The organism is Oceaniferula spumae (genome assembly GCF_042849255.1).
GTDB classification, from domain to species: Bacteria; Verrucomicrobiota; Verrucomicrobiia; order Verrucomicrobiales; family Akkermansiaceae; genus Oceaniferula; species Oceaniferula spumae.
On sequence record NZ_AP026866.1, the window covers coordinates 1894228 to 1908462 of the forward strand.

At 56.2% G+C, this 14235-nt stretch carries 8 protein-coding genes; 6 read left to right on the forward strand and 2 right to left on the reverse strand.

The annotated features are described in order from the left end of the window. Position 1: 1 nt before the first annotated feature. A complete protein-coding gene (locus ACSPJT_RS07905; protein ID WP_435895832.1) occupies positions 2-3385 on the reverse strand; it encodes a DUF1553 domain-containing protein in 3384 nt (1127 codons plus the stop codon). 213 nt (positions 3386-3598) lie between these two features. Between ACSPJT_RS07905 and ACSPJT_RS07910 the strand changes: the two genes are divergently transcribed. The 4 genes from ACSPJT_RS07910 to ACSPJT_RS07925 all read left to right on the forward strand — a co-directional run bounded on the left by ACSPJT_RS07910 (position 3599) and on the right by ACSPJT_RS07925 (position 11224). Beyond that, on the forward strand, positions 3599-4234 hold the full coding sequence (locus ACSPJT_RS07910; protein WP_435895833.1) for a hypothetical protein: 636 nt from the start codon (positions 3599-3601) through the stop codon (positions 4232-4234). Between the two features lie 114 nt (positions 4235-4348). Next, positions 4349-8113: a hypothetical protein gene (locus ACSPJT_RS07915; protein ID WP_435895834.1), complete on the forward strand. Its 3765-nt coding sequence runs from the start codon at positions 4349-4351 to the stop codon at positions 8111-8113. Between the two features lie 17 nt (positions 8114-8130). After that, positions 8131-10335 (forward strand): alpha-N-acetylglucosaminidase, encoded by a 2205-nt coding sequence (locus ACSPJT_RS07920; RefSeq protein ID WP_435895835.1) that lies wholly within the window; start codon positions 8131-8133, stop codon positions 10333-10335. A 106-nt stretch (positions 10336-10441) separates the two neighbouring features. Further along, on the forward strand, positions 10442-11224 hold the full coding sequence (locus ACSPJT_RS07925; protein ID WP_435895836.1) for a PEP-CTERM sorting domain-containing protein: 783 nt from the start codon (positions 10442-10444) through the stop codon (positions 11222-11224). A 73-nt stretch (positions 11225-11297) separates the two neighbouring features. Here ACSPJT_RS07925 and ACSPJT_RS07930 read toward each other — a convergent pair whose 3' ends face one another. Further along, positions 11298-12362, reverse strand: a complete 1065-nt coding sequence (locus ACSPJT_RS07930; protein ID WP_435895837.1) for a hypothetical protein — start codon at positions 12360-12362, stop codon at positions 11298-11300. Positions 12363-12533: 171 nt separating this feature from the next. Here ACSPJT_RS07930 and ACSPJT_RS07935 point away from each other — a divergent pair, with 171 nt between their 5' ends. Both ACSPJT_RS07935 and ACSPJT_RS07940 read left to right on the forward strand, forming a co-directional pair. After that, on the forward strand, positions 12534-13328 hold the full coding sequence (locus ACSPJT_RS07935; protein WP_435895838.1) for a PEP-CTERM sorting domain-containing protein: 795 nt from the start codon (positions 12534-12536) through the stop codon (positions 13326-13328). A 93-nt stretch (positions 13329-13421) separates the two neighbouring features. After that, the gene (locus tag ACSPJT_RS07940) at positions 13422-14219 is read left to right on the forward strand and encodes a PEP-CTERM sorting domain-containing protein (RefSeq protein WP_435895839.1); all 798 of its coding nucleotides are present in this window, start codon (positions 13422-13424) and stop codon (positions 14217-14219) included. Positions 14220-14235: the final 16 nt, after the last annotated feature.

Genomic DNA, 14235 nt, shown 5'->3' on the forward strand with positions numbered 1-14235 from the left:
GTTATTGGTTAACGAAGGCGTCACTATTTAAAAAGGTGGAGGTCAGACTCATCCAAACGGCGCTTTCGATCGGATCGATGCCATTCGGCTGCGGTGCTTCACCATACTTGACCAGATGGGCAGCCTCTTCCGCAGTGATGAGCTTCCGGATTTCATCGAGACGACTGGTGAGCGAAGTCACCTCTTCGGTATCCAACTCTCTCGACCAAGTGCGTTTGGCGATGTAATTGAGCCGTTCTCGGGTGTCTTTGTGATGGGAAAGGGCTTTGTTTCCAAGCGCTCGTGCCGCTTCAAGATAGGTCACATCATTGAGCAGCGCAAGGGCCGCCAGCGGTGTGTTCGTGCGGTCGCGACGGACACAGGCGATGAGACGGTCTGTAGCATCAAAAATCCCCAGCTCCGGATGAAGGGCAGTGCGTTTGACAAACTGATAGAGCGTGCGGCGATAGATCAACGGCGCGCGGTGCTGTTTGTAAAAGTGGGTGGACGAGGGATAGGAGTCCTTCCAAATCCCCGCCGGCTGGTAGCCGAGAAACGACGGCCCGCCAAGTTTCTCACGATTGAGCAAACCAGCCGCCTGCAGCGCGGCGTCACGCAATGTCTCGGCGTCCATGCGATAACGCGGAGCACGGGCGTAGAAAAGATTGCGCGGATCCTTCTCCACCATCTCATCTGAAATCCGGTTGCTCTGACGGTAGGCCATCGACATCACCAGCATCCGATACATGCGCTTGAGCTTCCATGCTTTGTTAGAGTCACCGCCACCGGTTTGGAAATCAATGGCGAGGTGGTCGAGTAGCTCCTGATGCGTCGGGCGCGCGCCGACAATGCCAAAGTCCTCCGAGGACTCAACGATACCAGTGCCAAAAATTTCCTGCCACATTCGATTCACCGTCACCCGTGCAGTGAGCGGGTTTTCCGGCATGGTCACCCACTGGGCAAGTCCGAGCCGGTTCTTCGGCGCATCCGCCGGCAGCGATGGCAGAAAATCAGGAGTATTCGCATAGAGTCGCTCGCCGCGTGAGTTGTAGTCACCCCGATCTAGCAGGTGAGCAAAAGCCGGAGTGTCTTTTTCCCGGCAAACGAGTGTCTGCGCTCCGAGTTTGCCTTGATACATCGCGGCAAGATCATCGCTGACTTTTTTACCTTCGTTGATGTTGTTCGCTCCTTGGTAGTGGTGCACCTTCACCTTGGATTCAAGCTCCGCAATCTGTTTCTTGATTTCAGTGATACGCGTATTCAAGGCATCGAGCTTGTTATTGCTGGCGAAATAAAGTTTCCGCGCTGCATCGACTTCGAAGGGTGTCCACGCATCGGTGTCTTTCTTAAGGAAGTCCGGCTTGCGCTCGGCGACTCTGGCAATGGGGTCCATCCACGGCAGTCGCGCCATTTCCTCCGGTCCTAACAGTCGCTTGTAAATCCGCAGATCCTGAAACGCCGTGCCACGCAGCGGGCTGGATTTATCATCCGGGCCACCGCGGCGAGCGAGGTGAAACGGCTTATTGATCTCGATCTCACCTCTGAGCTTATCGACAACCACCTGGGTGGCTACCTTTTCCCCGTTGAGATACAATTGAATCCCAGCCGCCTTTTTGGAGCCGTCATAACTAGCCGCAATGTGAACCCACTTGGTGCGTGGAATTTTTTGTGCAGCTTTTACGACGACCGCATTTTTCTTCGACCACTCAGAGATGAGATGAACCATCACCGTTCCATCGGCGAGAAAAAGGTCATACCCTTTCAAATCACTACCCGTATCCATGCGCGAGAGCAAAGCACCAGTCATAGACCCCTGCCCCAAGGGAGCTTCATTCCAGCGAATCCAAGTGGAGATGGAAAACGGCTTGTCAGCTGTTAGTTTTCCGACGTCCGCCATCGGATAGCGCGTGTTGTTATCAATGCGGAACGAACTGGCAAGCAGCGGGTATTCATCCCACAGCGGAGGTGCGCTTTCGTATTTGTAAGACTTGTTGGTGACGGCGTCTTTGATCGTTTCTCCTTTTCCCTCAGCCATGGGGAAGTGATGCGCGAGAGCCTGATTATCGACTTTGACCGGTTTATTGTTAGATCGCAACCACTCTGCAATCTGTGCATCGGCCGTAGTCAGCGTCTCTTTCTTTTTCTTCTCGGCTGCGCTGAGTTCAGCAACCAGTCGATCATACCCAGCTCGGTCGTCTTTGTTAGGAATGGTGACCACAGGCGCCCAGCTGTCCATATCGTTGTGATAGGGCTTCTCATCGATGTTTCCGAAATAGGCGGTGAGTGAGTAAAAATCCTTTGCGGAAAACGGATCGTATTTGTGATCGTGGCATACCGCACAGTTGGCGGTCATGCCCATGAAAACCGTGCCAAAGGCCTCGGTGCGTTCACGTTTGTTATTCACCCAAAGCTCCTGGGTGATGGTGCCGCCTTCCGAGGATGCCAGTCCGGCTCGGATGAAACCAGTCGCCACCACGGTATCTAACGATTTATCAGGCAGCAAATCACCAGCCAGCTGCTCCTGTGTAAAGCGGTCATACGATTTGTCCTCGTTGAAGCTCTTGATGACGTAATCACGATACGGCCAAATGGTACGGTAGGCATCGACATGAATGCCATGGGTGTCACCGTAACGCGCATAGTCCAGCCAGAAGCGAGCGCGATGCTCACCATAAGCGTCCGAGGCTAACAACCGGTCGACAACTTTCGCGTAAGCGGCGTCATCATCCGCCGGGTCATTGAGGAAATCATCGACCTCTTTCGGAGTAGGAAGAAGACCTATTAGATCAAGTGTTACGCGGCGAATCAACTCTGATCGGCCAGCCGGGCCATTGGGGGTGAGGGATTTTTCCTCCAGCTTCGCGAGGATGTAGTGATCGATGGCATTTTTCGCCCAGCCTTTGTTTTCAACTTCAGGCAGCGTCTTTTTTTGAGGTTTCTCAAACGCCCAGTGATCGCGGAACTCGGCACCCTGCTTGATCCATTCACGCAGCAGAGCAATCTGTTCTCCTGAAAGCTTCTTTTCCGGATCCTGTGGCATCAACAGATCCGGATCATGGGACTCGATACGACGGATCAGTTCCGACTCATCCGGCTTGCCAGGTACGATAGTTTTGACGCCTTGTTCATTTTTATACGACAAGGCCATATCACGCAAATCCAACCGCAGCGGAGCCCCTTTCGGCTCTCGCGTCGCCGTGTCAGGTCCATGACAGTGATAACAATAGTAAGAAAGGATCGGCTGAACATCGCGGTTGTAGTCGATTTGTCCATGACTTGCTGCCTTTGAATCCGCGACCTCATAATCTCCCCTCGACGACTCCGCTGAAATAATCTCCTTTTTACTACAAGCCGTCATGAATACGGCTGCAGATAGTCCTATAACTGGCAGGTGGCGTGGTAACATAGCGATCAATTGAATCATATTACAAAGCTTTGTGTGGAGAACTTTCGAGGGATATGCACATCCTCGGACTTATTACTTCAAACAAGCAGCTTACATACCAGTTCAATCGATGATTTGGCATTTTTTGCTACATCACACTACCTTTTCAGCGAAGACAGTGATCCCTTTTTCGGTGTATGTTGGTATTGAATTACGAACCCACCACATATCTCCATGAAAAAAACAAACCCGTTTCTTATTACCGCCTGCGGCATCGTTTCCCTAATCATGCCTGCTACTGCCGCCATCATTTCCCAAGACGGATCGCTTTATACCAGCGTTTCGGGTAGCCCTGGTGCTGCAGGAGGTGACTTCGGCGCAGACAATCTGTTTGATCAGAACCTCAACATCGGTGACGATCCAGGTTCGGATGCCGACTCCGGTCGCTCCTGGGCAGCCAACGCCACCAATCCGGTTGTCGAGTTCGAACTCGATCAGGTCTACATCATCACTGACTTGGTATACGGCCAGCGCCAATTCGGCAACAACCAGGATCGCGACAAACACACCACGGCCAATATCTGGGCGAGTGAAACTACCGCGTTTACTCTCACTCCTCCAGCCGGTCCGGCGGATGCATCCATAGCCTTAAATTTCACCACGGCAGGTGACACATTTACCAACTACAACCTGTCCGCACCCATCACAGGTCGCTATTTCTACATCCAGTTCATCGAGGCCCCTAATTCAGGCAATACTGATCCCACTGGTGGATCCGAACTCCGTTTCCAAGGAGACGCTGTTCCAGAACCATCATCTGCACTGCTTGCCTCGCTGAGCGGACTATTGCTCCTGCGTCGTCGCAGATAAATACCTGTCGCTATCAAGGCAGATTAATTAAATCACACAGGGGGAGGACGCGTTCCTCCCCCTTGTTTGTTGAAACTAACCCCCAGTTGAAACCGCGGACCTAACATACTCATCATGACACAAACCCAGAAATTCCTCACCACGATAGCCATCGCCTGTTTCAGTGCATCCTTCACTGCCCACGCAGAAAACTACGTCGAACGCATCGCCGTGGTCGATGCCAAGCCGCAACTCATCGACTCCCTCTCAGATACCGTAGGGAATTTCTATCAGATCAAATCCGTCACCCGCGAGGACTTGGCCGCAGGCAAAGGCCTGACTCACACCGAGCAACTGCTCGTCCGCGTAGACTCCAAAACCGATCTCAAAGCCACCGTCACAGACGCCCGCAAACTCCCCCACCTCAATCGCATCAACCTCCTGCCCGATCCGACAACCGACGAAACCACTCTCACCAAAATGGCCGCCCTCGTCGCCGGGCTCAACCAAGCACCCGCAGAAAAGCCCGAAAAACCCGCCGCCGCAGTCATCCTCCACGATCCCCGCAGCCCCGATGCCAGTGCAGGAGAAGGCGAAATTGAAGCCCTCGTCCGCCTCGGTCGCAATGCCCTCATCATCCCGCGGACGACACCCGGCCTCTCATCCGAACTCAAGCGCTTTGGCAAGGACACGGTCGCCAAACCCTACGGCACCGGCCACCAACGCATCACGAGTGCCGACACCGGTCTCGAAATCATCGAACCCCGCCACCCAAGGGCTGGCGGTCATTGGTTCCTCATCGACGCCCCTGCTGGACTGGACAACGAAGCCCTGAAACCCTGGGTCGCACTGCTTCTTGAACGTGGCTACTACCTCGTCAACCTCAACTTCCCCTCGAACATCACCGCAGATCCCGAGAAACTCACCGACCAGCTCAAGAGAGTCTTCGGCATGCTACGTGGCTCGAAACTCTCCAACTCACCAGGCATGCTCACCGCCGGCGCGGACACCGAAAGCGCGCTTGCCCTCGCCGCCCTCGCACCGAAGGCCTGGCACCGCCATCAGTTCGACTGGCACCAACTGATCGTCGTCGACCCTCCCGCCAAACTCAGCGACGACTGGGAAGCTCTGGAAAACTCACTGATCTCCCTGCGCACCAAACACAAGTCACTCACCTTCGTCAGCGATGACTTCGTCGACCCCGATCCAGCCAACTGGCTCTGGCGTGCGCGGGTCACTTGGGAGCAATCTTTCTCCACCTTCAGCCATGTCGGCACCCCGAGCAACAGCATGGATTTTCTCATCATCGCCGACCTCATCCTTCGCGATGGCAACTCAATGGCTCGCCCGATGGAAGTTTACGCCCACCGCCCAGACATCAACCCCGCCTTCACCCGCGTCTCTCCCGAAGAAACACTCAAACGCTTCCGCGCCAGTGGCGAAGGCACGCAACTGGGCAAGCTCAATCCGAACCCTCCGTCGAAGAAGAAATTCTTCCCCGAGAAGTTCGAGGAGACTCAAAACTTCTGGCGCAAAGAGATGAACCTCAAGCGCAACGCTGACGGTTCGGTCACCGGCCACCCTTTGTTTGTCAGCATACCAAAGGATCACCCTGAACGAGCGTCAACGATAGCCCATGCCATCCACTCACTCCACAGCCTCTGCTCGGCATGGCGCGAGTCAGCCCGCACCGCCGAAGACCGTGCCGCTATCGAACCTCTGATCCGCGATCTCGCCGCTCACTGCGCCGAATCCCTTCGCATCGAATCCCACAACAGTGGCGCTATGAATTCGCTCTTCCGCCAGCGGAAAAAACTCGGCGGTCCATGTGCCTCCATTTCCAAATCCGCTCACCTCATGGCACCCGAGGACACCGAGGAACTCGGACGTTTCATCCTCGTCGGCCTCAAGGATCGCTGGGAAATCGAGCCCTACCAGAACATGGACGTCTTCCGCTACAGCGCCAACGCAGCGGGTGGCTTGAACCTCTTCCAAGACGACGACACCCTATACCGCCACCTGTTAGAACGCGCCGACTACGCCGACCGCGTCTTCCGCCTCAGTTCCGGCATCAGCCAGGAAGGCGGCCCGAGACACCACGGCCTGATGCATTATTCCTACGCCTCCTACAGCTACTGGGCGATCGACCGTTTCATCCAGCACAGTCTGTCACTCGGTCTCTACCTCAGCCGCGAAAGCTACGACCGCATCGAACGCCTCGGCATCCTCTCCACCTCACTCGGTATGCCGCGCTACTACAAAAATATCGTGCCTCTCAACGCCAACGCCCGCACCGGCACCCCGCTCGGAGCTGGAAGTGCCGAAAAAGCACTCAACACCACCGCCAAACTCGGAGAAGGCGACAAACCCGGCAACTGGAACCTCAAGAGCCTCGCCCAACTCGACTGGACCATCAACAACAGCAAAGTCGCCGCCGAAGCCAAAAAGGAAGGCGTCGATTGGTCATCCGTCCACCCACGCCGCCAACGCACGGTCAACACCGCCACCCTCGCCCTCCGTCAGTTCGACGAACTTCAGGCCTGCGCCGTCGGACTGTCCCGCTCGCTCGGTTCCTGGGTGGAAGTCTACTTCCAAAAAGCCGGTGAAGGCTACGCCCTCTACCACAAGGCAGGCTCGCTCTACCTGCGCGCCCCCGGCGAACAGCGCGCCGAACGCTACATCGTCAACAAAGGCTACAACCACACCTTCACCCCCGGCACCACCAGCGAGCCACGCACCGGCCAGTCGCTCAAACTGCGCGGCGGCAACGGCAAAATCACCAACAACAACGGAGCCGGAGGCGGCACCCACCTGCCACCCGTCGACGCCAACACACCAGCCACAGACGGCATGCTCGCCGTCGATCTCGACCGCGGCCCCGCACCCGGCTGCTACAAATCCTACTTCTTCTTCGGCGACAGAATCACCAGCCTAACATCTAACATCGAGCGCTTCAGCAACGATGCCAAACACGTCAAAGGCCACGCCTTCATCCAGATCCTCAAGGACGAAGACCGCGTCGGAAAACCCATCCTCACCACCCTCTTCCAATGGCCGCTCGACGCCACCAAGGAGGAAGCGGAAAAACGCACCGCCAAAGACAGTAAACAACTGCCCGTTCCCTTCCTCGACGACACCGAGTCCAATCAAAAAATCGACAACTACCTCGTCCGCAACGACCAATTCGGCAACGCCTGGGTCGTCCACCCGGTCAAGGACGCCGTCTTCCACTACCGCCGCGGCACACAGGAATACGACTTCACCGGCGACGACAACACCGGCCGCTGGGAGAAAAGCTGGATCGTTCACAACAAGCCCGACGGCACCGACGCCGCTTCGCTGATCTACTCCATCATCCCCCGCACCGCAAAAAAGGACGCTCTAACAGATCCCAAAGCCCTCGTAAAATCCCTGCAATCAGACACCCCAGCCTACTCGGTCTGGCGCTGTGACCCAGTCGCCCACATTCTGCGCGACACCGCCAGCAAGGCCACCGGCTACGCCATCTTCCACCCGACCACCAACCCCGCGCACGACACCTACCTGCCGCACACCGTCGAACCCGACCCGAACGGAAAAGCAGTAGAACTCACTGATAAAGGAGACCTCATCTCCTCCTCCTCACCTTCCTTCGTCATGATCCGCGAAGAAGCAGACGGCGCCCGCGCCCTCAGCTACTTCAACCCGCATCCCATGAAGGTCCGCCGCGTCATCCTCACCCTGCGCGGTGCATGGAAACTCGACAGCGCCTACGCGGAATCCGACCCCGACACCCTCTGCGAAACCCTCATCAACCCTGACGGCACCACCCAGGTCCACTTCCTCGCCGGTCCCAAAATGCGCAACGACGGCAACGACAACCGTCTCCCCGTCATGATCCGCCTCGTGCCCGCGAAATGAAGAGGGTATTTCACAGCATGAAGAATGTCTTAAAAATCCTCACCTTCGCCGCCCTCGCGATCCTTCCTGTGCATGGGCAGGAAAGTTCTGCCGTATCTTCCTCCACCGCCCTCGTCCAGCGCGTGCTACCCGACCACTCCGCCCATTTCATCTGCGAAACCCTCCCCGCAGAAAACGGCAAGGACGTCTTTGAAATCGAATCCCGCGACGGCCAAATCGTCCTGCGAGGCAACAACGGCCTCAGCATCGCCTCCGCGCTGAACTGGTATCTCAAATACCACTGCCACGCCCACATCTCCTGGTGCGGCGACCAGCTCAACCTGCCGAACCCACTGCCCGTGGTGCAGGAAAAAATCCGTCGCACCACCCCGCACACCTACCGCTACGCCTTCAACTACTGCACCTACGGCTACACCATGGCATTCTGGGGCTGGGACCGCTGGCAGCGCGAGCTCGACTTCATGGCGATGAAAGGCATCAACGCCCCGCTGATGGCGGTCGGCGCCGACGTCGTCTGCCGCAACGTTTACCGCGATCTCGGCATCCCTGAAAAAGAAATCGCCTCCTACATCGCCGCGCCACCCTACACCGGCTGGTTTCTCATGGGCTGTCTCGACGGCATGGGCGGCCCGAACCCCGAGTCGTGGTATCAATCGCAGGAAGCCCTGCAGAAAAAAATCATGGCCCGCGCCCTCGAGCTCGGCATGAAACCCGTGCTGCCCGCCTTCACCGGCCACGTGCCGCCGGGATTTAAAACAAAATTCCCCGACGCCAAAGTCACCCGGCTGAAATCCTGGGGAGGCTTCCCCGGCGTCTATGTGCTCGACCCCATGGACCCGCTGTTCCGCGACGTCGGTGCACGTTTTGTTAGAGAATCCACCAAGCTCTTCGGCACCGCCCACCTCTACTCCGCCGACACCTTCATCGAGACCGATCCACCCTCCGCCGATCCCGAATACCTCAAGGCCATGACCAAGGCCGTCTATCAATCCATGGCCGACGCCGACCCCAAGGCCGTCTGGTTCATGCAGAGCTGGCTATTCCTGCACAGCAAATTCTGGAACCAGCCGCGCATCGAAGCCCTGCTCTCCGGCGTCACCGACGAACAAATGGTGCTCATCGATCTCTACGCCGATGCCAAACCGCAGTGGAGCCGCACCAAGGCCTTCGCCGGCAAACCCTGGCTCTGGTGCATCCTCAACAACTGGGGCGGCAAGCAAGGCATGTATGGCCGCCTAACCCAGGTCGGCGTGGAAATGCCCAAGCTCATCGACAACCCGGAAGCCGGAAAACTCACCGGCATCGGCACCGCCAACGAAGGCGGCGACAACAACCCGATCGTTTACGAGCAGCTCTACGAAATGACCTGGCGCAACGAGCCGGTCAACATCGACCAGTGGGTGGCCGACTACGTGCACGCCCGCTACGGCAGCCGCAACGAAAACGCACTCAAAGCCTGGCAAATCCTTGTGCCCACCCTCTACGAGTGCAAAGACAAACGCCACGGCCCGCAGGGCAACTTCCTCGCCATGCCGCCATCGCTTGCCAAGAACGGCGGAGGCTTCGCCCGTGCCGACATTTTCTACAACACCGCCAATGTCCGTGAAGCCTTCAAGCACCTGCTCGCCGCCTCCGACGAACTCGGGGAAAAAGACACCTACTGCTACGATCTCGTCGACCTCGGCCGCCAAGTGATGTCCGACATCGCCCAGCAAAACCTGCACGTCGAACTCCGTGCCTCCTTCGCCGCCAAGGACAAGCTCCGCTTCCAGAAAGCCTGCGACGCCTGGTATCAGGCACTGCGCGACACCGACACCCTGCTACGCAGCCACCGCATGTTCCAGTTCGGCTACTACCAGCAGTTCGCACTCAACGCCGGAACTACCGACGCCACCCCCGAGGAGCGCGCCAAATGGCAAAGCAACCTGCGCCGCATCATCACCCTCTGGGGACCGAAAAACTCCCCCCTCTTCGGCTACGCCCAGCGCCAATACGGCGGTCTCATGGCCGACTACAACCAGCGCACTTGGAAAGTCTACCTAGACGCCCTCGCCGATCATCTCGACCACGGCAACAGAGTCCCAGTGGATGACATCATCCGCACCGAAGCCGAGAAATGGGTCAACGAACAAACCACCTTCCCAGTCGAAGCCGAAGGGAACCCAGTCACCACCGCAAAGATGATCTGGGACAAATACGCCTCTCAAGTTTCAGATAAATAGCACGCTGTCTCAATAATCACTTTAACAACTTGAACCCTCCATCACTTTACGTGAGAATGCCACCTCATAGGCATTCAGCTCCAAGAAACCTCCAAAACGTTGTCCCATGAAATCCCGTCTTATCCCCGCACTAAGTCTGCTCACATTCTCGACCACTCACGCCGCCACGACCACCCTCCTCGATTTGGCCTCAGCATCCCCTAGTACGACAATTGCAGCAGGAAACGCCATCAATTCCAGCGTTTGGTCGACTGGCAGTAACAATACGAAGGACGTCACCTTCCAGTTCAGTGCTAATTTACTCAGGCCGGCTACAGGTGGCAATACCGTCAACCTCTTCGAGTTTGGCGCCTCCAGTTTCGGCACGTCACTCGTTCTCCAATCATCGCGACTTGTAGTGCAGACTGATGCTGACGGAGCAAATGCAAGCAACACTGGCAGTGTGCTTGGCGGCAACAACGGCGGCGCAATCCCAACTGCATCCGTTCCCTATGACATCACCGGCAATACCACGACCACCATCACGGTATCCCTGCATATGGACAATGCCACTCCCGCCAACTCAGTGCTCAATCTCTTTTTCAATAACGAACTCGTCCTTAGCGCCACTCCAGTCACGGGAGGCTCGGACACCTACGGTGCACAAAACTGGGCCGGAGGAGACAACGGAGCCTACATGCGTGCCTCCGCTGGAAATGGTGGGTTGTTTCCGGCCGGAACCCAGGGAAATTTTATAACCCCCACACCCGCCTCCAACCCTTACGTCTCAAGCCCGTCCGGCCTCGACATCTACTTCGACACCTTCGTCGCCACCGTGCCCGAACCTTCGACCACCACCATGTTCGGCGCGGGTCTTTGCGGTCTCCTGCTACGCCGCCGCAGGGAATAATAGCTAGGCACGAGTTGCACTTTTCAAAAGTCGAGTGAGTGCAACAGTGACTCGCTCGCATTTTTGTATGCCGCTACTCGCCTCGGCACTTTTCCCATATGGGTTTCAAGTAATGGAACTCAGGCTTGCCCCCGTCGGCCCAGAGCCGGAAATGTTTGATTACCTTGGACTCATCGTGCCGAACTCGGTGAATTACTGGAGAAAACCAATCTAACATTTTCGAATCCAGAGTAGCCACTACATCTAACTGTTTCGGGAGCTTGATCCCCGAGGCCATGCAAACTCCGATCAGAGATAAAATTTCGGACTCGCGCATACTCATCACGGCCGTTGCCTTGGATTTGGCGAGATGCTTCAGCCACCATCTTTGCCAGTCCATGACATCCGGTAACGGCAATACCGGACAAAGCCCTTCCATTTCCTGTTCACTCAACACATCCCCCAGCACTCGGCGATACACCCGACGAGATATTTCCGGATAACTCGTTCGGTCCGCAGGCTGGGGAAGTAAAATGCGACTGTGCCCCAGTTCCCTGAGCTTCACCAGAGACAGCTCCACGACAGTCTCCAAGTCCATGGCGTAGCCACTCACCTTGTCCGCCAATCCCATCAGTTCACCGCCCAAACAAAACATCGGCAAACCTGTTTCGTGTAAGGCCTGTATCCAGTTTCCCGGGCCCATGAACACCGCTATACGATCCGGCGCGAACTCTTTGATCCAGCGCGACACCTGATGCCGGGCCTTGGCCTCGCCACTTCCGCCGGCCCGCACCCACACCACATCGTGGCCTGCCGGTCGCCAGACGTCATCCAGCATTTGACTGACCATCGCTTCGTCCACTGAGTCCATCTGCACCGTCTCGGACAGGATAAATAACAGCAGCTGCTTCGTCCCCACTCCATCTCTCCGCATCCCCGCGAGAATCCGGCGCTTGTGCCCTCGTCTGCCAGCCGCCACTTCGCCCCGGTCTTCCAGCTTCTTGAGTGCAGTGCACACCGAGCCATTACTCACACCATAATGGTCGGCCAACGTTCGTGAACCTGGGAGAAACTCCTTCCAAACACCATCAGCAACATCACGCCGAATTCTATCCATCACCGCCTCAGGGACAGATTTACCACGCACTGACTGGTCCATATCGCACGCTATTCTTAATCACCCCAACTCAAAAGCCCAAAGTTTGGGCTATCACCTTTCGGGGCGACTTCGTTGTCAATCAGTTGCTTACAAACTATCTCAGATCCGTCCGGTCAAGAATCAGAGGATTTTGGTCGGCCTAACACAACACCTCCTACCAACAACAACTCAATGAAAAAGCAAACATTCCTCCTTGCAGCGACGGCACTCACCGCCGGCCAACTGCACGCAGCCACCATCATCAGCCAAAGCTTCGACGACGATCAGGATTTTGGAATCGGAAACAACTTCTCAGGAAACTACCAAGATCTCAACAACGATGGCGTTATCGATGCAGATGAAAACGGCGTGGACATCACCCAAACCTACGGCGGCTCAGGTCTCGGCTTCAGCGGCTTCGGAACAGAAAGCCCTGCAGGCGCAGACAACGGATATTTCGGCACAGCAGGCGGCACCCTTCAGGCCATCCACCTGACCAGCAACTCCAGGCGCGTTCTGGAAACTGGAAAATTTGGCGTCACATTCAACAACCAAGCAGACTCAGCCGCATTTGTCTTCAACTCTGCCTCTTTGACCGGTTTCGTTAACAACTCATTTTCGATGACGATTTCCCAAAGCGGCACGGTTGACGGAGACGACGACCTTGTCGTACGCCTCTATCTGAACGGATCAACCACCGGCACAGATATCCTCAGCACCTTAGGTCAGACCGACGGCACACTTGCCAATGCGGACGCGCTCAACGGTGCTGCATTCGACGGCACCAACCTCACATTCAACTTCGACCCTACCGTGACTTCCGCACAACTCTACATCGCGATGACTGCCGATGATTCTAGTGGAGGTGTGCCAGAGGGCTATATCTTCGACAACGTCCTTTTCCAAGGCACTGCCGTCCCAGAGCCAAGCTCGACAGCCCTCATCGGCCTCGCCGGTCTTGGATTTATCCTCCGCCGTCGTCGATAGTTCGTCACTCAATACTTCAAAAGCCGCGCCCGCCACAGCGCGGCTTTTTCACCATTAAAATCCTTAGTAAACCCTCCTAGCTATCATCCACTTATGAACGCCAAATTCCTTGCTTCTCTCGTTTTCAGTGTCGGTCTCGCAGCCACTCAAGCAGCTTCGATCAGCGTTAACTTCCGCATCGGCAACAACGATAATAACTCCGTAGATGCTGGCGAATCGGCGACTCAGTTCGAATCGGTTGACGGTGCCAACTGGAACAACATCACCATTGCGGCTTTCGGTAACACCAGTAATACTAACAACTTCAACAACACCAGTTTAGTCAACAACAGCGGAGATGCGGCGGCTACCTTGAACACCACCATCCGCAACGGTGGTGGCACCGGATATGCCAATTACGGTTTCACCAGCGAACCCAACCAAGGATCAACCGGTGAAGCCGGTCTCATGCATTCATATCTGAATTTCGGCGGCACACAAACGGGAGAAACCATCACCGTTAACAATCTGGCTTCAGAATTCACCTCCAAGGGGTATAAAGTTTACATTTTCCACGACCTCAACCAAGACCGGAACTACGGCTTCAACATCAATGATGGTAGTGTGTCCCAGAGTTTCTGGACTCAAGATTCAACCACTGATGCCGATGCCAATGACGATGGCATCATGGAGTGGGTAAGAGCCACCGGCACCACCTCCGGAACAGCCACTGCCAATGGCAACTACTCCCTTTACACCGGATTTAGCGGCTCCTCGTTCACCATTACCGGACTTTCATCCGAGGCGCGAGCCACGATCAACGGTTTTCAAATCGTGGCTGTGCCAGAACCTTCGTCCACCGCATTACTCGGACTTTCCGGTCTCGCTCTCCTGCTCCTCCGTCGCCGATAGTTCATCCACGCATTAC